19 protein-coding genes are annotated in these 21,102 nt (G+C 61.4%); 14 read left to right on the top strand and 5 right to left on the bottom strand.

What is annotated here, in order from left to right:
* The 5 genes from B5P46_RS16110 to B5P46_RS16090 form a co-directional block, all read right to left on the bottom strand.
* The gene (locus tag B5P46_RS16110) at positions 1 to 588 is read right to left on the bottom strand and encodes a 5-formyltetrahydrofolate cyclo-ligase (protein ID WP_129419529.1); all 588 of its coding nucleotides are present in this window, start codon (positions 586 to 588) and stop codon (positions 1 to 3) included.
* A 117-nt stretch (positions 589 to 705) separates the two neighbouring features.
* Positions 706 to 1,401, bottom strand: a complete 696-nt coding sequence (locus B5P46_RS16105) for a hypothetical protein (RefSeq protein ID WP_129419528.1) — start codon at positions 1,399 to 1,401, stop codon at positions 706 to 708.
* Positions 1,402 to 1,440: 39 nt separating this feature from the next.
* On the bottom strand, positions 1,441 to 2,358 hold the full coding sequence (locus tag B5P46_RS16100; protein WP_129419527.1) for an NAD-dependent epimerase/dehydratase family protein: 918 nt from the start codon (positions 2,356 to 2,358) through the stop codon (positions 1,441 to 1,443).
* Positions 2,355 to 3,179: a glycosyltransferase gene (locus B5P46_RS16095; protein WP_129419526.1), complete on the bottom strand. Its 825-nt coding sequence runs from the start codon at positions 3,177 to 3,179 to the stop codon at positions 2,355 to 2,357. Before B5P46_RS16095 ends, B5P46_RS16100 begins: the two co-directional genes overlap by 4 nt.
* Positions 3,180 to 3,446: 267 nt before the next feature.
* Positions 3,447 to 4,667 carry an NAD-dependent epimerase/dehydratase family protein gene (locus tag B5P46_RS16090; RefSeq protein WP_129419525.1) on the bottom strand — a complete coding sequence of 407 codons (1,221 nt, stop codon included), beginning with the start codon at positions 4,665 to 4,667 and terminating at the stop codon, positions 3,447 to 3,449.
* Between the two features lie 141 nt (positions 4,668 to 4,808).
* Here B5P46_RS16090 and ybgC point away from each other — a divergent pair, with 141 nt between their 5' ends.
* From ybgC to serA, 14 genes are all read left to right on the top strand, one after another.
* Positions 4,809 to 5,264, top strand: coding sequence for a tol-pal system-associated acyl-CoA thioesterase (gene ybgC, locus B5P46_RS16085; protein WP_129419524.1), 456 nt, complete (start codon positions 4,809 to 4,811; stop codon positions 5,262 to 5,264).
* A gap of 375 nt (positions 5,265 to 5,639) precedes the next feature.
* Entirely contained in the window at positions 5,640 to 6,359 is a 720-nt protein-coding gene (gene tolQ / locus B5P46_RS16080; RefSeq protein ID WP_003542733.1) for a protein TolQ, read from the top strand.
* Positions 6,360 to 6,377: 18 nt separating this feature from the next.
* Entirely contained in the window at positions 6,378 to 6,833 is a 456-nt protein-coding gene (gene tolR / locus B5P46_RS16075; RefSeq protein ID WP_003542730.1) for a protein TolR, read from the top strand.
* An 8-nt stretch (positions 6,834 to 6,841) separates the two neighbouring features.
* Positions 6,842 to 7,987 (top strand): hypothetical protein, encoded by a 1,146-nt coding sequence (locus B5P46_RS16070; protein WP_129419523.1) that lies wholly within the window; start codon positions 6,842 to 6,844, stop codon positions 7,985 to 7,987.
* The gene (locus B5P46_RS16065; protein ID WP_129419522.1) at positions 7,988 to 8,431 is read left to right on the top strand and encodes a cell envelope integrity protein TolA; all 444 of its coding nucleotides are present in this window, start codon (positions 7,988 to 7,990) and stop codon (positions 8,429 to 8,431) included.
* 22 nt (positions 8,432 to 8,453) lie between these two features.
* Positions 8,454 to 9,761: a Tol-Pal system beta propeller repeat protein TolB gene (gene tolB, locus B5P46_RS16060; protein ID WP_129419521.1), complete on the top strand. Its 1,308-nt coding sequence runs from the start codon at positions 8,454 to 8,456 to the stop codon at positions 9,759 to 9,761.
* 152 nt (positions 9,762 to 9,913) lie between these two features.
* On the top strand, positions 9,914 to 10,447 hold the full coding sequence (gene pal, locus B5P46_RS16055) for a peptidoglycan-associated lipoprotein Pal (RefSeq protein WP_024323075.1): 534 nt from the start codon (positions 9,914 to 9,916) through the stop codon (positions 10,445 to 10,447).
* 163 nt (positions 10,448 to 10,610) lie between these two features.
* Entirely contained in the window at positions 10,611 to 11,597 is a 987-nt protein-coding gene (gene ybgF / locus B5P46_RS16050) for a tol-pal system protein YbgF (RefSeq protein ID WP_129419520.1), read from the top strand.
* 11 nt (positions 11,598 to 11,608) lie between these two features.
* A complete protein-coding gene (tilS, locus tag B5P46_RS16045) occupies positions 11,609 to 13,066 on the top strand; it encodes a tRNA lysidine(34) synthetase TilS (protein WP_129419519.1) in 1,458 nt (485 codons plus the stop codon).
* Positions 13,067 to 13,163: 97 nt separating this feature from the next.
* On the top strand, positions 13,164 to 15,095 hold the full coding sequence (gene ftsH / locus B5P46_RS16040; protein WP_017961979.1) for an ATP-dependent zinc metalloprotease FtsH: 1,932 nt from the start codon (positions 13,164 to 13,166) through the stop codon (positions 15,093 to 15,095).
* Positions 15,096 to 15,336: 241 nt separating this feature from the next.
* Complete coding sequence (glmM, locus tag B5P46_RS16035) at positions 15,337 to 16,689, top strand: phosphoglucosamine mutase (protein WP_129419518.1); 1,353 nt, start codon at positions 15,337 to 15,339, stop codon at positions 16,687 to 16,689.
* A gap of 510 nt (positions 16,690 to 17,199) precedes the next feature.
* Entirely contained in the window at positions 17,200 to 18,036 is an 837-nt protein-coding gene (locus B5P46_RS16025; protein WP_129419516.1) for an outer membrane protein, read from the top strand.
* 188 nt (positions 18,037 to 18,224) lie between these two features.
* Entirely contained in the window at positions 18,225 to 19,403 is a 1,179-nt protein-coding gene (locus B5P46_RS16015; RefSeq protein WP_077979585.1) for a phosphoserine transaminase, read from the top strand.
* A gap of 82 nt (positions 19,404 to 19,485) precedes the next feature.
* Positions 19,486 to 21,081 (top strand): phosphoglycerate dehydrogenase, encoded by a 1,596-nt coding sequence (gene serA / locus B5P46_RS16010; RefSeq protein WP_129419514.1) that lies wholly within the window; start codon positions 19,486 to 19,488, stop codon positions 21,079 to 21,081.
* Positions 21,082 to 21,102: the final 21 nt, after the last annotated feature.

Below are 21,102 nucleotides of genomic sequence, written 5' to 3'. Positions count from 1 at the left end.
CTATCCAATCCAAGAGGCAAAAAAGCGAAGGCCGCTTTCTGTCAGGATGGCATCCAGGCTTATGTCGTGCGGCTCAGCGGGCACATGTGCCACTTCCTGGCAGTCGAATGCAATGCCGATCAGCTTCGGATGCAGGCCTTTTTGCCTTAGCCGGCTGATGGCGCGGTCGTAGTGGCCGGCGCCGTAGCCGATGCGGTGGCCGCGGGCATCGAAGGCCGAAAGCGGCACCAGCATGATCTCGGGATCAAGAATGGCGGCATCCGCGCTGGGGCCGACCGTGCCGAAACCGGTATCGACGAGGGGCGCGCCTTCCGCCAGCTCGCGAAAGACGATGGTCTGCCGGTCAAGGATCGCCGGCACGCAGAGCCGCGCACCGCGCACGGCAAAGCGCGCCATCAGCGGCCTGAGATCGGCTTCCGAACGGATCGGCAGGAAGCCGGAGACGATCGTATCCAGCGCAAAACCAACGGCCTCGCCGGCATGGTCGGCCATTGCGAGGCTTTTGGAGGCGCGTTTCTCAGCGGGGATGGCGTCGCGCGCGGACAGCCGTTCGTTGCGCAACTGCGCTTTCAATTCTTTCGCGGTCATTCGATCTGCCGGTTCTGAGAGATTTACCCGAGCATAGACGGCTGGATGTCGGATGCAAATGCAGGATGCGACGGCATCACGCTCGTTTCACGCCTCGCCCGCCTGCGGCAGTGGTCGTCAGACGACGATGCTTGTCGGTATTGTCGCCGTGGCGATGGAGAAGCCTGCCATGTTGGCCCCGGCCTGCCGGTCCTGCTGCCGCAACTCGCGCATCGCCTTTTCGAGCACTTGTTTGAGTTCGCGCACGACCGCCTTGAACTCTTCCATCGTTTCGCGATCATCGGCCGAAATGCCTGAGAATTTCGGGGCATCTTCGGCGACGCTCGCATAGGCGTTGCGGGCGTTGGCGGCGGCGTCCGGTTCCTGCGAGCCGGTCTCGCCGGCCGCAGTTTCTCCTGAAGTATCCGTCAGTGCAGCAGCGGCCCCGCTGGTTGCGACTGCTGTTGCATCCGCAATTGCTTCCATCGGAACAGCCGTTGCGGGACTGCCGGTCGCGACTGATGATGCGAATTCGGAGGCGGCGGTGCCGACCTTGCGCGCCAGTTCGGCGGCCAGCCGGGCGACCACCTCAGGAGCCATGTTGGAGCTGCGCAGCATCTCCAACTCCTGTTTCGCCTCTTCGAGCTTGCGTTGTGCCTTCGCCTTGGCCTCGTCTCCCGAGTTCGCCAAGGTCTGGCGCATTTGCTGCAGCGCCTGGGTGGCGCGCTGCAGCTTCAGCACGCCTTGATCGGTCTCGCTTCCGGCGGCTGAAATGGCTGCCGTCGAAGACGCGCCGCGCAAGATGATGGAGGCAGACGTGGTTGCGACCTGCATGAACAATCCCCGATTGCGATTCGGGCGCATTCTGCAACGTCAGACTTGCGTGGACCTGTGTCTTTGGGATTCGGGAAGCGCAGCGGCCAGCCGCTGCATCGTCTCCTCGAACAGAGGCGCTCCGCCAGGTGCCCAGCCGAGCGCGCGGATTTTCGCCGTGCTCATGGGGTTGAGTGCTGCGCTATCGGCAGGAGCCGGCAACGCGTGCCGACAGCCCGTCTCGCGGCGGATGGGTGAAAGGATATCGCGCGTGTCGACGGACATGTCCGAGACGTTGAAGACCTCGCCGGAGATGCGGGTGCTTTCCGTCTCCAGCATCAGCCTCACCGCCCGACCGAGGTCGCGGCCGTGAACTTCCGTTCCCCGACGGGCAGTAACCGGTCGGCCGGCGAGGTAATCGGCGATCAGGCCGTCCCATTTGTTCGGCGAGAGATCGCCATAGACGCCGGTCGCCCTCAGGCTTACGCCGGCAAAACCCGGCGTGGAGAGATGGGCAAGCGTGCGCTCGGCATCGAGCTTGACCTGGCCGTAGAGTGTTTCGGGCTTGGCCAGCATCGTCTCCGCCAGTTCGGTTGCCTCGGGATGTTCGCCATAGGCGGCTCGGCTGGACAGGAAGACGCAGCGGCGCGTGCCGGCGCGTTTGGCGGCTTCGAAAAGCCGGACGGTGCCGTCGAGGTTCAGCCTGTGGAAGGTCTTCGGATCGTCGCCCTCGCCGCCGCGATATTTGCCCGGAACATGACTGAAGGCGGCGTGGACGAAGAAATAGGCGTCATCGAAGACGTCGATCTGATCCTTGTCGGGATCGAGCGAAAGCGCCGCGAACTCGACCGGGCGGGAGAAGAGGCGGGGCAGCGGCGCGCGGCGCTCGCCGACGATCACCTGATATCCGGCGGCCAGCAGTTCCTCGACGACATACCGGCCGACGAGACCCGTTCCACCCGATACCAGTACCTTCATGCTACCCCTTCCGGATTGTCCAGCGCCGTGATCTCAGGCACATCGCCGCCATCGTGGAAACGGTGCCACAGATCGATCAAAGGTTGTAGTCGCGCTGCCTTGGGATGATCTTTTTCCCACGGTTTTTCATACTGGTAATGCAGGATCGAAATGCTCTTCCAGTCCCAAAGGTCCGGCATGGTGAACCATACATATTGCAGCATGTTGAAATAAACCGGCAGGCCGTGCCAATCCGGGAAGAATGTCTCGAGAAAAGTCTGATCGGTGCGCCGCCAGAAGGCGTCCGGCCTGTCGAGCCTTTCGAGCATGTGCCGGAACGTGTCATGCGAGGGCGTGGCGACGAAGACGCCGGAATTCATGCGGCGGAAGTCGGCGAGGCTTTCGTAGACATTGGGGGCGGCGGAAAACTCCGGATAGAGGAAGAGCCTGTCGACGTTTTTCAACACGAGGGCGTCGGCATCGATGAAGACGCAGCGCTGGTATTCGACGAGCTGCCAGAGCCTGAGCTTGCAGAAATTGTCGAGCGGCGAATGGAAATCCGGCTTGCGGCCCTTGGTAAAAGGGGCTGTCGAATGGAGCTGCCCACGCGCATGGCGTTCGTCGAAGGCCGCAGAGAGCGGCAGGTGCTCGACCTCGATCAGGCGGCAGTCGAGCGCTTTCAGAGGCAAAAGGGCGGCAGTATCGACGCCACCGGTGTGGAGAATGACGATGTCGGCGCTCGTGCCGGTGCGGCGAAGCGAATTTGCTAGGGCGGTGGCGCCCATGGCGTAGTCGGCATTGGTAACGAGGGTGACGTAGGCGAAGACGGACGAACGGTTCATCAGGTTCCACTACCTCGGTATATCTTGCTCCGGCGAAGGAGAGGCGGCAAGGCGTTGCTACATGTCTCTTCTCCCCAGCGGGGAGAAGGTGCCGGCAGGCGGATGAGGGGGCGAGCGACGACAGGAGCGAGTGCGCTGAGCGCGAGCGAAGGGCAATGAAGGGCGTGCCGTGTGGCCCCCTCATCCGACCCTTCGGGCCACCTTCTCCCCGCCGGGGAGAAGAGGGAGCAAGCCGCGGCCTTCCTAGCCTTCGTCATCTCTCAGCACTCATGAAACCGACTTTAGCCGCTTGCCTTCCGGATCGTGATTGATCGTCGCGGCGATGTCCTTGGTCCAGGCGGAGACGGCCGGCACGCGCGCGCGGTCGACGCGATAGGCGAACTTCTTCGCGACGTCGACGATCTCGCCGAGCAGGCCCGCTTCCAGCGTGATCGGGTCGAGGCCGAGTTCGCGGAATTTTTCGTTCCGGACGATCAGCTCGTTTTCTGCGGCTTCCTTGCGCGGGTTGGGCAGCCAGGCAATCTTGGCGCCGCTCATCCTGGCAATCATCTCGGCGAGGTCGCGCACCCGGTGGGTTTCCGTCATCTGGTTGAAGATCTCGACGCGGGCGCCGCGGGCCGGCGGGTTTTTTAGCGCCAGCTCGATGCAGCGCACCGAGTCCTGGATGTGGATGAAGGCGCGGGTCTGGCCGCCGGTGCCGTGCACCGTCAGCGGGTAGCCGATCGCCGCCTGGATGAGGAAGCGGTTCAGCACAGTGCCATAATCGCCGTCATAGTCGAAACGGTTGATCAGCTGCGCGTGGCGGCGCGTCTGCTCGGTATGCGTGCCCCAGACGATGCCTTGGTGCAGATCGGTGATCCTCAGGCCGTCATTCCTCGCGTAGAACTGGAAGAGAAGCTGATCCAGGCACTTGGTCATGTGATAGATCGAGCCGGGATTGGAGGGATAGAGGATCTCCTGGCTGACCGTCTCGCCGCCTGCGGTTTCGATGCCGACCGGCAGGTAACCTTCTGGGATCGCCGCCCCGACCGTCGAATAGCCGTAGACGCCCATGGTGCCGAGATGGATGAGATGGGCATCGAGGTTAAGTTCCGTCAGCGCGTTCAGCAGGTTGTGCGTGGCGATGACATTGTTGTTGACGGTGTAGTTCTTGTGGCGGTCGCTCTTCATCGAATAGGGCGCGGCCCGCTGCTCGGCGAAATGGATGACGGCATTCGGCCGGTGTTCGGAAAGCCAGTTCTTCAGGAGTTCGTAATCCTTGGCGAGATCGATCAGATTGAAGTGGATGCGCCGTCCGGTTTCGTCATGCCAGATGCGGGTGCGCTCCTGGATCGAATCCATTGGGGTCAGCGACTGAACGCCAAGTTCGGTGTCGATCCAGCGGCGCGAGAGATTGTCGAGGATATGGATGTCGTGCCCGGCATCGGAGAGATGCAGCGACGTTGGCCAACCAATGAAACCGTCTCCGCCCATAACCGCAATCTTCATCGCATCGTCTCCTGATTGGTCGCTCATTATCGGGAATAGTTAGGAATTGTGACAATCATTCAATGCCTGCCGGCCGGGCATTCAATGCTTGCCTGTCCGGAAGCGTTGCGCCAAACAGGGCACCTCAGTTTGGAGAAAATTATGACGCAAAGCCCTTTTTCCATTTCGGGAGAGCTGACGGAGGCCGGACACCGCCTCGTTCAGCGGGTCTATTATGAAGATACGGACTTCTCCGGCCTGGTCTATCACGCCCGCTACCTGCATTTTCTGGAGCGCGGCCGCACCGATTATCTGCGCTGCCTCGGCGTCGAGCAGCGCGAACTCGTCAGTGCCGACGAGGAGGGGCTGGTTTTCGTCGTCCACCGCATGGAGATCGACTTCAAGAGCCCGGCGCGCATGGACGATGTGCTGACGATCCTGACGCATACGGAAAAAGCCGGCGGCGCCAAGATGGTGCTCAATCAGCAGATCCGCTCGGGCGAGACGCTGCTGATCGCCGCCAAGGTGATCATCGCCGTCATCAACGCTCGGGGGCGGCCGAGGCGGCTGCCGGAAACGCTGGCGGTGAAATTCCTGGAAGGCAGCCAGCCGTTGTAGTCAGAATCGCTTGAAATTCAGGTCTTGTCAAAACTTGAACTTTATGTGAAGGAATTCCCGCGCCGCAGGATGAGCGCTCTTTCGGCAGCCGGACCTTGCTCCGGTCAAGTAATCCATGGAACGAAATCTTCCAAACACAGGCTTACTGCCACAGTCCGGCACTAACGATCTATTAACCATAATAGTGTCTTACTGGGAAAGTCGGAGTTTGTGCGGTGCACGCCTTCCTTTGACCAAATTTGACGGCAAGAAGGCGGAAGATGAGCTTGGAAGTTTGACCAGGGCTTTGGGCGGCGGCCGCCGGACACTTCTTGCGAGATCAGTTTGTGCCGCCCGGTCCAGCACCGGGCGTTTGGATTCGGGGATTTTGGATCAATGGAACAAGTAGGATTGGCAGCAGCAACGACGGACGTCAGCCTTTGGTCGCTTTTCATGCAGGCCGGCATCGTCGTCAAGCTCGTCATGCTCGGGCTCATCGCGGCCTCGGTGTGGACGTGGGCGATCGTCATCGATAAATACCTGGCCTATGGCCGCGCACGGCGCCAGTTCGACAAGTTCGAACAGGTGTTCTGGTCGGGCCAGTCGCTGGAAGAACTCTACCGCTCGCTGTCGGAACGCAACAATACAGGGCTCGCGGCGATCTTCGTGGCCGCCATGCGCGAATGGAAGAAATCCTTCGAACGCGGCGCCCGCTCGCCGATCGGCCTGCAGATGCGTATCGACCGCGCGATGGACGTGACGCTCGCCCGTGAAACAGAATTTCTCGGCGCCCGCCTCGGATCGCTCGCGACCATCGGCTCGGCCGGTCCGTTCATCGGTCTCTTCGGCACGGTCGTCGGCATCATGACTTCGTTCCAGGCGATCGCCGGTTCGAAGTCGACCAACCTTGCGGTCGTTGCGCCCGGTATCGCCGAAGCGCTGCTTGCCACCGCGATCGGTCTCGTCGCCGCTATCCCGGCGGTCATCGCCTACAACAAGTTCTCTGCCGATGCCGGCAAGCTCTCGGGCCGCATGGAAGGTTTCGCGGATGAATTCTCCGCCATACTTTCGCGCCAGATCGACGAGAAACTGCAGCCGCGCGCTGCCGCTCAGTAACCAACGGAGTATTCTGACATGGGTATGGCTGTTGGAGGCAATGGCGGCGGGGGCGGCGGACGCCGCCGTCGCGGCGGTCGGAACAGGGCCGTGATTTCCGAAATCAACGTGACGCCGCTCGTTGACGTCATGCTGGTGCTTTTGATCATCTTCATGGTCGCGGCACCGATGATGACTGTCGGCGTGCCGATCGACCTGCCGGAAACGCAGGCCAAGGCGCTGAATTCCGAGACGCAGCCGATCACCATCTCCGTCAAGAATGACGGCGAGGTGTTCCTGCAGGAAACGCCGATCCCGGCCGCGGAGATCGCCGCCAAGCTCGAGGCGATCGCCACCACCGGCTATAACGAACGTATCTTCGTGCGCGGCGATGCGACCGCGCCTTATGGCGTCATCGCCGATGTCATGGCCCGTATTCAGGGCGCAGGCTTCAAGAATATCGGCCTCGTGACGCAGCAGAAGAAGGACCAATAGCGCGCAAAATGAAGGCCAGTGTCATCACATCTGCTGTTTTGCACGGCCTGGTGCTCACCTGGGCGATGGTTTCGCTCGGAGCCCCTGAATCCTTCAAGGTGGAGGATTTCGAGGCGATGCCGGTCGATCTGGTGCCGGTGGAATCCATTACCCAGATGCAGCAAGGCGACAAGAAGGCTCCGAAGAAGGAGACTTCCGCGCCCGTGCCGACGACGCGGCCGCCGATCGCGCAACCGGCGGAGAACGCCGGCGACAACAATGTCGACCTGAAGACGCCGCCGGTGCCGAACGCCAAGCCCAGCAATAGCGAGGCTGCCGCGGCGAATTCGAGCGAAAAGCCGATGCCGAAGACCGATCCCGTCCCGAATGATGTCAAGGACATCGTCAAGGAGGAAACGGAAGTCGAGCAGCCGAAGGAGGTCGCCTCCATTCCGCCGCCGAAGCCTGTCGAAGTGACGCCGCCGAAGCCTGAGGAAAAACCGCCGGAAGAGCAGGCCAAGCCGGAGGAACCGCCGAAGCCGGATGCCGAGGCGCTGCCGGACAATGTACCGACGCCCGTCGCCAAGCCGCAGGTGAAGCCGCCAGAACCACAGAAGCCCGCCGAAAAGCCGCCGGAAAAGACAGCCGACCAGCCGAAGGCTGCCGAGAAGCCGACCGAAAAGAAGAAGGCCGATCAGAAGCAGGAGACGGCGAAATCCGCTTCGGCGATGAAGAGCGATTTCAATGCCGATGAGGTTGCGGCGTTGCTGAACAAGACCGATCCTTCCGCCGGCGGCGCCAAGCGTTCGACGCAGGAGGCATCGCTCGGTGCGAAGAAGAGCAATAGCGGCTCCAAGCTCAGTCAAAGCGAAGAAGATGCGCTAAAGGGTTTGATCGAGGGTAACTGGCTTATCACTCCGGGAATGGAAGGCCTTTCCGGCATGGTCATCACCGTGCATTTCAAACTCGACAAAGATGGAAACATTATCGGCCAGCCTGAAATTGAGTCTTCCGGTGGAAGCAGCACCGATTCAACGCGTCGTGCGCTGGAAAGCGGCGCTTACCGTGCCGTGATGAAATCTGCTCCGTCGTTCCGCACGAACCTTCCGATGGACAAGTACGACGTGTGGAACGAGGTCGTTCTTAACTTTCATCCCAGCGATATGGGGATCTAAATGCCGAGGGATTCGATCCATTTCGCGAAATCTTGCGGCATATGCGCGATGCTGGCAGGGTTGATCCTTGGCCTCGCATTTCCCTTCGATGCAAATGCGGAGACGGCTGATCGCCGAATCGGCGGAAACGCCCCGATTCTCAGCAAGGCTGAAATCACGGCGGTTGTGCACTCGATCGAACGTCAATTCATCGTCGATAGTCGCCTGAAAGACATCGGCAGCGTGCGTTTGACGATCCACATAAAGCTAGCCAGAGACGGGCAGATCGTAGGCAACCCTGATGTGCAGGTCACCGGTGGCAGTGAGCGTGTGCAGAAAAGTCTTGCCGATTCCGGCCTTCGCGCCGTTCGTCGCGCAGCTCCATTTACGATGCTTCCGAAGGATAAATACGACGTCTGGAAGGAAGTTGTTTTCAATTTCGACACCAGCGCTCTTACCCAATAAGATGCTGAAAGGCTTGTTTGATATGGTCAAGTGTTCCCTCATCCGCGCTCTGATGGTCATTGCAGGCCTGATTGGGGTCGCAGCCTTTACGACGCCGGCGAACGCGTTGGTCACCCTCGATCTTCGAAAAGGCAATGTCCAGCCGATGCCGATTGCGGTGACCGACTTCCAGGGTGATTTGGGCGCGCAGGTCTCGCAAGTCATCGCCGCCGACTTGCAGCGGTCCGGTCTCTTCGCACCGATTAACAAAACCGCCTTTATCGAAAAGATCTCCAATCCTGATGCCGCGCCGCGGTTCGAGGACTGGAAGGTCATCAATGCACAGGCGCTGGTCACCGGCCGGGTTACCAAGGAAGCGGATGGCCGTCTTCGCGCCGAATTCCGGCTGTGGGACCCGTTCGCCGGGCAGCAGATGACCGGTCAGCAGTTCTACACGCAGCCGGAGAACTGGCGTCGTGTCGCCCACATCATCGCCGATGCGATCTACAAGCAGATCACCGGCGAAGAAGGCTATTTCGATACCCGCGTCGTTTTCGTCTCCGAATCCGGCACCAAGCAGCAGCGCAAGCGCCAGCTGGCGATCATGGACCAGGACGGCTTCAACATCCGCATGCTGACCGATGGCAGCGATCTCGTGCTGACGCCGCGCTTCTCGCCGAGCCGGCAGGAAGTGACCTACATGTCCTTTGCCAACCAGCAGCCGCGCGTCTATTTGCTGCAGCTGGAAACCGGGCAGCGCGAGGTCGTCGGTAACTTCCCCGGCATGACCTTCTCGCCGCGCTTCTCGCCGGATGGTCAGAAGGTGATCATGAGCCTGCAGCAGGATGCCAATTCCAACATCTATACGATGGACCTGCGCTCGCGCACGACGACGCGGTTGACCTCGACGGCGGCGATCGATACCTCGCCCTCCTATTCGCCTGATGGTGCGCGTGTCAGCTTCGAAAGCGACCGCGGCGGAAAGCCGCAGATCTACGTGATGAACGCCGATGGTTCCGGCCAGACCCGTATTTCCTTCGGCGACGGCTCCTATTCGACGCCGGTCTGGTCGCCGCGCGGCGATCTCATCGCCTTCACCAAACAGGCCGGCGGCAAGTTCTCGATCGGCGTGATGAAGCCGGATGGTTCGGGCGAGCGCATCCTGACGACCGGCTTCCACAATGAGGGCCCGACCTGGGCGCCGAACGGCCGCGTGCTGATGTTCTTCCGCCAGGCGGCGGGGTCGGGCGGTCCGCAGCTCTATTCGATCGATCTGACCGGTTACAACGAGCAGCTCGTGAAGACGCCGACCTACGGTTCCGACCCGGCCTGGTCGCCGCTTATGGAGTAGGCGATGCGCTGCTGCCTTCTTGTCGCCCCAAAGTCATGGAACCGAGCGACCAAGGGACAAAGTAGCAAATTGTTAACCATAATCTTTGAGGGGCGGTTAACCGAGTGCGGTTACTGTCCGGAAACCCTGATGAAATCGCAAGGAGACCGGCCATGAGCCGAATTCATACCCCGGCAATGAGCCGCATGCAGAATTTCGCCCGCAACCCCGTCATGATCGCGCTTCTCGCCGGCCTTGCGCTCGCAAGCTGCGCCAAGAAGCCGCCGAACAGCGCCGGCGACCTCGGCCTCGGCACCGGTGCTGGCGGCGCTGCAACGCCGGGCTCGGCCCAAGATTTCACGGTCAACGTCGGCGACCGCATCTTCTTCGATACCGACTCCTCGTCGATCCGCGCCGATGCTTCGCAGACGCTCGACCGTCAGGCGCAGTGGCTCGGCCGCTACCCGAACTACCAGATCACCGTCGAAGGCCATGCCGACGAACGCGGCACGCGCGAATACAACCTCGCGCTCGGCGCCCGCCGTGCTGCTGCCGCCAAGGACTATCTGGCTTCGCGGGGCGTCCCGGCGCAGCGCCTGAAGACGATCTCCTACGGCAAGGAACGTCCGGTCGCCGTCTGCGACGATATTTCCTGCTGGTCGCAGAATCGTCGCGCGGTTACCGTGCTTGGCGGCGCCGGCATGTAATTGCCGAGCAACAATTCGCTTTTTCGAGAGGCGGTCCCATCAGGGGCCGCCTTTTCTTTTTGACCACACTTTGGCCAGACTCCGTTGCTTTTTGAAAGCAATTGGAAAAGTCTCCTGTTCGTGCCATCGAGGTGCGAAGAATCACTGGGACAGGACGATACATATGAAGAAACTTGTCGTGGCAGGCATGCTGTGCCTCGCGGCTGTGACCGGAAGCGAACGGGCGGCCTATTCCGCCTCGTTCTTCGGGCTACATCTCGGCGGCCGATTCGCGGAAAACCAGGCGGCGCCACCCGTCGTCAAGGTGCAGAGCGGCGACGCGGAGGTCCGCGTGCAGCAGCTCGAAGAGCAGCTGCGGCAGTTGAACGGCCGGATCGAGGAGATGAGCTTTCAGCTTCTGCAGATGCAGGAGACGATCCGCAAGCAGCAGGAAGACAATGAATTCCGCTTCCAGCAGCTCGAAAAGACCGGCGCCGGCGGTGGCGCCAAGGCTCCTGTCAAGAAGAGCGAGACCGATGCCGCTCCGGCAGCCTCCGGCGGCGACGACATTGCCAAGGTGATCCAAGCACCGCAGGGAGCCGAAACGGCTCCCTCCACCAGCGTGCCTGAGAATAGCGGCCTCGGCCAGCCGCCGAAGGAGCTCGGCTCGATCGATTTCGATCAGAGCGGCAATCCGATCGGCGGAAGCGTCGACGAAAATGCCACGATCGGTTCCGGTCCGATTCCCGATGCCAACACCAAAACGCCGCAGCAGACCGCCTCGCTCGGCGGCGAGGCCGACCAGTACAAGGCCGCCTATGGCCACGTGCTATCCGGCGATTACAGCACGGCCGAACAGGAATTCACGCAGTATATCACCCGCTACCCGAGCAGCGCGCGGTCGGCGGACGCCAATTTCTGGCTCGGCGAAGCGCTCTATTCGCAGGGCAAATACAATGAGGCGGCGAAAACATTCCTCAATGCGCACCAGAAATATGGCACATCGGAAAAGGCCCCCGAAATGCTGCTGAAGCTCGGCATGTCGCTTGCCGCCCTCGACAATAACGAGACGGCCTGTGCGACGCTGCGCGAGGTGTCGAAGCGTTATCCGAAGGCCTCGCGTGCCGTCATCAGCAAGGTTGCGAGCGAACAGAAGCGCCTCGCCTGCTAAGGTCTTCCGGAATGTCTCCGGAAGCCGCATCGCCTCAACTGGCGATCCTCCAGTTTCTCACGTCGCTTCAAAGCCCTGCGCGCATTCTCGTCGCGATATCAGGCGGCAGCGATTCCACCGGCCTGCTTCTTCTGCTCGATGAAGCCGTGAAGGCCGCGCCCCATCTCAAGATTTCCCTTTGCGCTGCGACCGTCGATCATGCGTTGCGCGCGGGCTCCGCAGACGAGGCGCGTGAAGTCGCAGCCCTCTGCGCATCGCTCGGCATTCCCCACACCATTCTGATCTGGCAGAGCGACAAGCCGAAGACCGGCATCATGGCTGCGGCCCGAGAGGCACGCTACGGCCTGCTTGCGGCTGCCGCCGAAAGTTTCGAAGCCGATCTCATCGTTACGGGCCATACGCTCGACGACCAGCGCGAAACGCTTGCCATGCGTGGGATGCGAGCGGTGCAGGTTTCTACCGGTATTGCAGATGCGGTGCTCTTCGACCGGCGTTTCTGGATTTTACGGCCGCTTCTATTTTCTGCCCGGGCAGATATCCGCGCTTTCCTGAAAGAGCAGGGCGTGCCGTGGATCGACGATCCCAGCAACGAGGATACCAAGTACGAGCGCGTGCGGTTGCGGCGGCAGCTTTCGGCCGATGCAGGCATGGAGAAGGATATTGGCGCGGCCTGGGAGGAGCGGCTGGCCCTCTCGTCCAGAGGAGCCGAATGGCTGGATCGTCATTTCCTTCTTCACGGCGGCCTGCTCGGGCAGGTGATGCCTGACGGGTTGCGGCAGGATCGCCTCGTTCTCGACTATGTACTCGCCCGTCTGGCAGCCGTTTTCGGTGGGCAGCCGTTCGTGCCGGGCAGGGCGCAGATGGAGCGGGTTCTCACATTTGCCACCGGCAGCGGGCTTGGACGAATGACCGCCGGCAGGGTGGTGTTCGATCTCAGGCGTGACGGGCTTTATCTGGCGCGCGAGAGCCGGGGGATAGTGCCCCTGGTTCTGCGGCCGGAAGAGGCCGGGGTTTGGGATGGCAGGTTTTATGCGCGCAATGGTTTGTCCACATCGATAGTGGTCGAGGCCGCCACTCCATACGCCCCCTCATTCCTGTGCTTGTCACAGGAATCCAGCGCGTCCAAGTCCTTGGGCGCGAAAGACACTTCACGCTTTATTGAGTCAATCACCGCGCAGACGCGCGGTGGCTGGATTCCTGTGACAAGCACAGGAATGAGGGGGCGTATGCATCACCTTCCCAAGGCGGCATGGAAGCGCGCCGTCGCCTCCGCGCCGGTTTTATCTGCCGAAGGAAACCTTTTATCTGAGGAATCCGCCCGCATGGTCGAGCTGACACCCTATTTCGCACCCTTCGACCGCTTTTTGACACGATTTGACTTCATCTTTGCCAACAGACTTTCGGCAGTTTTCGCGACGGCGCCCTATGCGAGGCTGCCTTTAAGAAGTATTGACGGAAAAACCATCTGACTTGGGGGATCGCCTTGGCAACGGCACGGCGCAACCCTATGTTAGAACCGAATAAGACGGTCGCCATGAGGCGGCTGTTCCAGTGCTGGGGAGTTCAATGAACCCTAACTTACGTAATTTCGCCTTGTGGGCGATCATAGCGCTTCTGCTGATCGCCCTTTTCAGTATGTTTCAGACGGCGCCGGCGCAAACGGGCTCCCGCGAAATCCCTTATTCGCAGTTTCTGCGTGAGGTCGATGCGGGCCGTGTGAAGGACGTCGTGGTCACGGGCAACCGTCTCTCCGGAAGCTATGTTGAAAATGGCACCACCTTCCAGACCTATTCGCCTGTGATCGACGACAGTCTGCTCGATCGCCTGCAGTCGAAGAATGTCCTGGTTTCCGCCCGTCCTGAAACGGACGGCTCTTCGGGTTTCCTCAGCTATCTCGGCACGCTTTTGCCGATGCTTCTGATTCTCGGCGTCTGGCTGTTCTTCATGCGGCAGATGCAGGGCGGCTCGCGCGGGGCGATGGGCTTCGGCAAGTCCAAGGCCAAGCTGCTCACCGAAGCGCATGGCCGCGTGACCTTCGAAGACGTCGCCGGTGTCGATGAGGCCAAGCAGGATCTCGAAGAAATCGTCGAATTCCTGCGTGATCCGCAGAAGTTCCAGCGTCTCGGCGGCAAGATCCCGCGCGGCGTGCTGCTCGTCGGTCCTCCGGGCACCGGCAAGACGCTGCTCGCCCGCTCGGTTGCCGGCGAAGCCAACGTGCCCTTCTTCACCATTTCGGGCTCCGACTTCGTCGAAATGTTCGTCGGCGTCGGTGCAAGCCGTGTGCGCGATATGTTCGAACAGGCGAAGAAGAATGCGCCCTGCATCATCTTCATCGACGAAATCGATGCCGTCGGCCGTCATCGCGGTGCCGGTCTCGGCGGCGGCAATGACGAACGCGAGCAGACGCTGAACCAGCTGCTGGTCGAAATGGACGGCTTCGAGGCGAATGAAGGCGTGATTCTGATCGCCGCCACCAACCGTCCCGACGTTCTCGATCCGGCGCTGCTGCGTCCCGGCCGTTTCGACCGTCAGGTCGTGGTGCCGAACCCCGACATCGTCGGCCGCGAGCGCATTCTCAAGGTGCATGCCCGCAACGTTCCGCTGGCGCCGAATGTCGATCTCAAGATCCTCGCCCGCGGTACGCCCGGTTTCTCCGGCGCCGACCTGATGAACCTCGTCAACGAAGCCGCCCTCATGGCCGCCCGCCGCAACAAGCGCGTCGTCACCATGCAGGAATTCGAGGACGCCAAGGACAAGATCATGATGGGCGCCGAGCGCCGTTCCTCGGCGATGACCGAGGCGGAAAAGAAGCTCACCGCTTACCATGAAGCCGGACACGCCATGACGGCGCTCAATGTCGCCGTCGCCGATCCGCTGCACAAGGCGACGATCATTCCGCGCGGCCGTGCGCTCGGCATGGTCATGCAGCTTCCTGAGGGCGATCGCTACTCGATGAGCTACAAGTGGATGGTCTCACGCCTTTGCATCATGATGGGCGGCCGCGTTGCCGAAGAGCTCACCTTCGGCAAGGAGAACATCACCTCGGGTGCCTCTTCCGACATCGAGCAGGCCACGAAGCTTGCCCGCGCTATGGTCACGCAGTGGGGCTTTTCCGATCAGCTCGGTCAGGTCGCCTATGGCGAGAACCAGCAGGAAGTCTTCCTCGGCCACTCGGTTTCGCAGTCGAAGAATGTTTCGGAAGCAACCGCGCAGAAGATCGACAATGAAGTGCGCCGCCTGATCGATGAAGCCTATACTCAGGCCCGCACGATCCTGACGGAAAAGCACGACGAATTCGTCGTGCTTGCCGAAGGTCTGCTCGAATACGAGACGTTGACCGGCGAAGAGATCAAGGCGCTGATCCGCGGCGAAAAGCCTTCCCGCGATCTCGGTGATGATTCGCCGCCAAGCCGCGGCTCAGCCGTTCCGAAGGCCGGCGCACGGCCTGCCACCAAGGGCGACGAGCCCGAAGGCGGCCTCGAACCGCAGCCGCATTGAACAGCGGCGCTACCTTGAACAGGGCCGGATTTCCAAAGTGGGAGATCCGGCCTTTTCTATTGGTAACGGGATATAATCATTTTTCTTGCTAATTTACGTGCCGTTCGCCGCATTTTGTGGCATTCCGCTGAATTGAGGCAAGCATGAATCACGCTGCTGGATTGACGACATTCCACTGAAGCCGGATTCGCTTGGAACGGTGCGCTGCCTTGAATGGCGCGCGGAAAGCACAGGAGTGCAGATGAAAAGACGCTATTTCGGTACGGACGGCATTCGCGGCCAATCCAACGTCTTCCCGATGACGCCGGATCTCGCCATGCGGGTCGGCATTGCCGCCGGCACGATCTTCCGCCGCGGCAACCACCGCCACCGCGTCGTCATCGGCAAGGATACGCGCCTTTCCGGATATATGCTGGAGAACGCCATGGTCGCGGGCTTCACGGCCGCAGGCCTCGATGCCTTTATTCTCGGCCCGATCCCGACACCAGCTGTTGCCATGCTGACGCGCTCGCTGCGCTGCGATATCGGCGTGATGATTTCGGCTTCGCACAATCCTTACGAGGATAACGGCATCAAGCTCTTTGGTCCCGATGGCTACAAGCTTTCCGACGATATCGAGGCCGAGATCGAGGATCTGCTCGAAAAAGACCTGAACGCGCAGCTTGCCAAATCCGACGATATCGGCCGCGCCAAGCGTGTCGACGGCGTGCATGACCGCTATATCGAACATGCCAAGCGCACCTTGCCACGCGATGTGACGCTGCAGGGCCTGAGGATTGCGATCGACTGCGCCAATGGCGCCGCTTACAAGGTGGCGCCCGCCGTGCTCTGGGAGCTCGGTGCTGACGTCGTCACCATCGGCAACGAGCCGAACGGCACCAACATCAATCTGAATTGCGGCTCCACCAGCCCCGTCGCGCTGCAGAAGAAGGTCGACGAGGTGCGCGCCGATATCGGCATCGCGCTCGATGGCGATGCGGATCGCGTCATCATCGTCGACGAGAACGGCTCGATCGTCGACGGCGACCAGCTGATGGCCGTCATCGCCGAGAGCTGGGCCGAGAGCCAGCAGCTGCGCGGCAATGGGATCGTTGCGACCGTCATGTCCAATCTTGGCCTCGAGCGTTTCCTCGAGGACAAGGGTCTCGGCCTTGCCCGGACGAAGGTCGGTGATCGTTATGTCGTCGAGCATATGCGCCAGCACAATTACAATGTCGGCGGCGAGCAGTCCGGCCACATCGTGCTTTCGGACTACGGCACGACCGGCGACGGTCTCGTTGCCGCCCTGCAGATCCTGGCCGCGGTCAAGCGCACCGGCCGGACCGTCAGCGAGGTCTGCCGCCGCTTCGAGCCGGTGCCGCAGCTCCTGCGCAATGTCCGCATCGGCGGCGGCAAGCCGCTGGAGGATATCCAGGTGCAGAAGGCGATCGCCGATGCCGAAGCCGAGCTTGCCAGGAACGGCCGCCTCGTCATCCGCCCCTCGGGCACCGAACCGCTGATCCGCGTCATGGCCGAAGGCGACGACCGCGCCCAGATCGAGCGCATCGTCAACGAGCTGATCGGCACGATCTCGAACGTCCGTACCGCCGCCTGATTTTTTCGCGACGAAGTCTCGAAAGCCGATGCGATCGAACCTCGAGTGAGCGTGTTGGGTAGACCGGTTTCTGCGGCCCCCTCATCCGCCTGCCGGCACCTTCTCCCCGAGGGGAGAAGAGATATGCCGCAACGTCTCGATTTCCTCTTCTCCCCTCGGGGAGAAGGTGCCCGTAGGGCGGATGAGGGGGCCGCACCGCGCGTCCCTCGCGTATTTGCCTGTCTGCGGCCGTGCCCCGCGCTCCAATGGGTTCGAGACGATGCCGGTGCGGTCGAATCCCGGCATTGCTATTCATCTTGTGCCGGGCAGACCGATTCGCCGATCCCTTATCCATCCGGCACCTTTCCCCAGGGGAGACGAGGGGATCGAGGCGGAAGGAGATGTCCGGGCATCAAGGTAAACAAGCGTGGTTAAGCAGCTTTTAACGTTTCCCATTCATTATCCATACGAAGCGTACCAGATTGGCGGCGATTGAGCCTGCCGACGTAACGGGATTTTGGAGTGAGATCCATGAAAAGAAGCTTGTCCGGCGTTTTCGCCGCATTGTTGATCGCGACAAACGCCTATTCCGCGGACTTCGCTCCTGCCGAGCCTATTCCTGAGCAGCCGCCTGAAGTGACGGTCACCGAAGCGACCGGCTGGTATCTGCGCGGCGACGTCGGTTATGCCTTCACCGATTTGCGCGGCGCGCGCTACTTCCAGGGCAGTAACGCCACGGAAGTCGATTTCGACGACGCCGACCTCGACGACGCATGGACGATCGGCGGCGGTGTCGGCTATCAGATCAACAGCTATCTGCGCACCGATCTGACCTTCGACTATCTCACCCAGGCGGATTTCAAGGGCTCGACGGTTGGGCAGTGCGGCTTTCCGCTGGTGGACTGCACCTCAAGCGACCGCTCTTCGCTGACAGCCTATACGCTGCTCGCCAACGCCTATGTCGATCTCGGCACCTACGGCTACGTCACGCCTTATGTCGGCGCCGGTATCGGTGGTTCTTACGTGAAGTGGAAGAACCTGCGCAACGTTGCCTGCGCCGATGACGGCAGCTTCTGCGACGACCAGGTCACCCATGGCGGCAAGGGCAACTGGCGCTTCACCTACGCGCTCATGGCCGGCGCCTCGATCGACGTGACCTGCAACGTCAAGGCCGACGTCGGTTACCGTTACCTGCATATCGACGGCGGCAACATGTTCGGTTATGCCGAAAACGGCGGCCCGGGCCGCGACAAGGGCCTCAGCGTCCACGAAGCCCGCGTCGGCGCCCGTTATCTCTTCGGCGGTTGCGCCCAGGCCAGCTACGAACCGCCGCCGGAAATCCCGCTGCAGCAGCCGGTCTACAAGTAAGCCAGATCCCCCTGACACCAGAAGCCGCCCCCAACCGGGCGGCTTTTCGTATTGCGGCCTTACCGCTCTGCGTCAAAATATGTTCCGACCGCGACACTTCGATCTTGACTATGACGCGCCGGATCCATACACACGGCGGCGGGACACCCTTCCCCAACGAAGGGCTTTCTATCTGAGAGGATAGCATCATGGCGAAGACCGCAAAGCCGGACATCCGTCCGCACAATACCCATTTTTCTTCTGGCCCCTGCTCGAAGCGCCCCGGTTGGTCGCTCGAAGCCCTTTCCGACGCGGCCCTTGGCCGTTCGCACCGCGCGAAGGTCGGTAAGGCCAAGCTCAAGCAGGCCATCGACCTTACCCGTGAAATTCTCGAAGTGCCGGCGGATTACCGCATCGGCATCGTTCCGGCTTCCGACACCGGCGCCGTCGAAATGGCGCTCTGGTCGCTGCTCGGCGAACGCGGCGTCGATATGCTCGCCTGGGAAAGCTTTGGCGCCGGCTGGGTCACCGATGTCGTCAAGCAGCTGAAGCTCAAGGATGTTCGCAAGCTCGAAGCCGGTTACGGCGAGCTTCCCGATCTCTCCGCCGTCGATTTCGACCGCGACGTCGTCTTCACCTGGAACGGCACCACCTCGGGCGTGCGCGTGCCGAATGCCGATTTCATCCCGGCTGACCGCAAGGGCCTGACGATCTGCGACGCCACCTCGGCCGCTTTCGCGCAGGCACTCGATTTCGCCAAGCTCGACGTCGTCACCTTCTCCTGGCAGAAGGTTCTGGGCGGCGAGGGCGCCCACGGGGTCATCATTCTTTCGCCGCGGGCCGTCGAGCGTCTGGTCACCTACACGCCGGCCTGGCCGCTGCCGAAGATCTTCCGCATGACCTCGGGCGGCAAGCTGACGGAAGGCATCTTCCAGGGCGAGACGATCAACACACCGTCGATGCTCTGCGTCGAGGACTATATCGATGCGCTTGTCTGGGCCAAGGGCCTCGGCGGCCTCAAGGGGCTGATCGCGCGTGCCGATGCCAATGCCAAGGTCATCCACGATTTCGTCGCGGCTAACGACTGGATCGCCAATCTTGCCGTCAAGGCGGAAACGGCCTCCAATACCTCCGTCTGCCTGAAGATCGTCGACAAGGACATCGCAGCGCTTGACGACGACGGCCAGGCGAATTTCGCCAAGGGTCTGGTCGGCCTCCTGGAAAAGGAAGGTGTCGCCTATGACGTTGGCCACTACCGTGACGCGCCGTCCGGCCTGCGTATCTGGGCCGGCGCCACGATCGAGGCATCCGATATGCAGAAGCTGATGCCTTGGCTTTCCTGGGCTTTCGAAACCCAGAAGGCGCAGCTTGCTCAGGCTGCCGCCTGACCTGATCGCATTCGGCTCCGCCATCGGGCGGAGCCTAGCATCTCCATTCATTCATCGCTGAACACTTTTGAAGGAGGCCACAATGGCACCTCGCGTTCTCGTATCCGACGAATTGTCGGAAACCGCCGTCCAGATTTTTCGCGACCGCGGCGTCGAAGTCGATTTCGAACCGCAGCTCGGCAAGGACAAAGACCGTCTGCTCGAAGTCATCGGCAAGTATGATGGCCTGGCCATCCGCTCCGCCACCAAGGTGACGGAAAAGATCATCGAGGGGGCGACGAACCTCAAGGTCGTCGGCCGTGCCGGCATCGGCGTCGACAATGTCGATATCCCGGCCGCCTCGCGCCGCGGCATCATCGTGATGAACACGCCCTTCGGCAACTCGATCACGACGGCCGAACATGCGATCGCGCTGATGTTCGCCGTCGCCCGCCAGCTTCCGGCAGCCGATACCTCGACGCAGGCCGGCAAGTGGGAGAAGTCGAAATTCATGGGCGTCGAGATCACCGGCAAGACGCTCGGCGTCATCGGCGCCGGTAATATCGGTTCGATCGTCTGCGCCCGGGCCATCGGCCTGAAGATGCACGTCGTCGCCTACGATCCGTTCCTCTCCAAGGAGCGCGCCGAAGAGATGGGCGTCACCAAGGTCGAGCTGGAAGAGCTTTTCACCCGGGCCGACTTCATCACGCTGCATGTGCCGATGACCGACAAGACGCGCGGCATCCTCAACAAGGAAGCACTGGCGAAGACCAAGCCCGGCGTGCGCATCATCAACTGCGCCCGCGGTGGCCTAGTCGATGAGGCAGCGCTTGCCGAGGCGATCAAGTCGGGCCATGTCGCGGGTGCCGCCTTCGACGTGTTCGAGGTCGAGCCCGCCAAGGAAAGCCCGCTCTTCGGCCTGCCGAACGTCGTCTGCACGCCGCATCTCGGCGCCTCGACGACCGAGGCTCAGGAAAACGTCGCTTTGCAGGTCGCCGAACAGATGGCGGATTACCTTGTCAATGGTGCGGTCTCCAACGCCATCAACATGCCGTCGATCACGGCTGAGGAAGCGCCGATCCTGAAGCCCTTCATTCGTCTCGCCGACGTTCTCGGCGCCTTCGTCGGCCAGGTCACCGAAGAGCCGATCAAGGAAATCGAAATCCTCTATGACGGCATCACCGCCAACATGAATACGCGGGCGCTGACGAGCGCTGTGCTCGCCGGCCTCATCCGCCCTCAGGTTGCCGACGTCAACATGGTTTCGGCGCCGATCATGGTCAAGGAAAAGGGTGTCGTGCTTTCCGAGGTCAAGCGCGACAAGACAGGTGTCTTTGACGGCTATATCAAGCTGACGGTGACGACCGAAAGCATGACACGCTCAGTCGCCGGCACGGTGTTTTCGGACGGCAAGCCGCGCTTCATCCAGATCAAGGGTATCAACCTTGATGCCGATGTCGGCTCGCACATGATCTATATCACCAATACCGACGTTCCCGGCATGATCGGCTTCATCGGCACGACGCTTGGTGCTGCCGGCGTCAACATCGCCAACTTCCAGCTCGGCCGCGACAAACAGGGCGGCGACGCCATCGCGTTGCTCTATGTCGACGGCAAGGTTGATGACGCCGTGCTTGCTGAGTTGACCGCCCACCAGGCGGTTCGCCAGGCAAAGCCGCTGACCTTCAATATCGACTGAGTTTTTCCTCCCGAGGAAATG

The organism is Rhizobium leguminosarum, assembly GCF_004123835.1.
Classification (GTDB): domain Bacteria; phylum Pseudomonadota; class Alphaproteobacteria; order Rhizobiales; family Rhizobiaceae; genus Rhizobium; species Rhizobium leguminosarum_M.
Note: the sequence above shows the minus strand (reverse complement) of the source record. Positions and strands in the feature narration are given on the sequence as shown.

Excerpts from the sequence above, each read along its gene's own strand:
- ybgF (WP_129419520.1), top strand. The coding sequence starts at position 10,611 with ATGAAGAAACTTGTCGTGGCAGGCATGCTGTGCCTCGCGGCTGTGACC.
- tilS (WP_129419519.1), top strand. The coding sequence starts at position 11,609 with ATGTCTCCGGAAGCCGCATCGCCTCAACTGGCGATCCTCCAGTTTCTC.
- glmM (WP_129419518.1), top strand. The coding sequence starts at position 15,337 with ATGAAAAGACGCTATTTCGGTACGGACGGCATTCGCGGCCAATCCAAC.
- B5P46_RS16110 (WP_129419529.1), bottom strand. The coding sequence starts at position 588 with ATGACCGCGAAAGAATTGAAAGCGCAGTTGCGCAACGAACGGCTGTCC.
- B5P46_RS16065 (WP_129419522.1), top strand. The coding sequence starts at position 7,988 with ATGCCGAGGGATTCGATCCATTTCGCGAAATCTTGCGGCATATGCGCG.
- tolR (WP_003542730.1), top strand. The coding sequence starts at position 6,378 with ATGGGTATGGCTGTTGGAGGCAATGGCGGCGGGGGCGGCGGACGCCGC.
- tolB (WP_129419521.1), top strand. The coding sequence starts at position 8,454 with ATGGTCAAGTGTTCCCTCATCCGCGCTCTGATGGTCATTGCAGGCCTG.
- B5P46_RS16025 (WP_129419516.1), top strand. The coding sequence starts at position 17,200 with ATGAAAAGAAGCTTGTCCGGCGTTTTCGCCGCATTGTTGATCGCGACA.
- B5P46_RS16095 (WP_129419526.1), bottom strand. The coding sequence starts at position 3,179 with ATGAACCGTTCGTCCGTCTTCGCCTACGTCACCCTCGTTACCAATGCC.
- ftsH (WP_017961979.1), top strand. The coding sequence starts at position 13,164 with ATGAACCCTAACTTACGTAATTTCGCCTTGTGGGCGATCATAGCGCTT.
- B5P46_RS16105 (WP_129419528.1), bottom strand. The coding sequence starts at position 1,401 with ATGCAGGTCGCAACCACGTCTGCCTCCATCATCTTGCGCGGCGCGTCT.
- B5P46_RS16100 (WP_129419527.1), bottom strand. The coding sequence starts at position 2,358 with ATGAAGGTACTGGTATCGGGTGGAACGGGTCTCGTCGGCCGGTATGTC.
- tolQ (WP_003542733.1), top strand. The coding sequence starts at position 5,640 with ATGGAACAAGTAGGATTGGCAGCAGCAACGACGGACGTCAGCCTTTGG.
- ybgC (WP_129419524.1), top strand. The coding sequence starts at position 4,809 with ATGACGCAAAGCCCTTTTTCCATTTCGGGAGAGCTGACGGAGGCCGGA.
- B5P46_RS16070 (WP_129419523.1), top strand. The coding sequence starts at position 6,842 with ATGAAGGCCAGTGTCATCACATCTGCTGTTTTGCACGGCCTGGTGCTC.
- B5P46_RS16015 (WP_077979585.1), top strand. The coding sequence starts at position 18,225 with ATGGCGAAGACCGCAAAGCCGGACATCCGTCCGCACAATACCCATTTT.
- pal (WP_024323075.1), top strand. The coding sequence starts at position 9,914 with ATGAGCCGAATTCATACCCCGGCAATGAGCCGCATGCAGAATTTCGCC.
- serA (WP_129419514.1), top strand. The coding sequence starts at position 19,486 with ATGGCACCTCGCGTTCTCGTATCCGACGAATTGTCGGAAACCGCCGTC.
- B5P46_RS16090 (WP_129419525.1), bottom strand. The coding sequence starts at position 4,667 with ATGAAGATTGCGGTTATGGGCGGAGACGGTTTCATTGGTTGGCCAACG.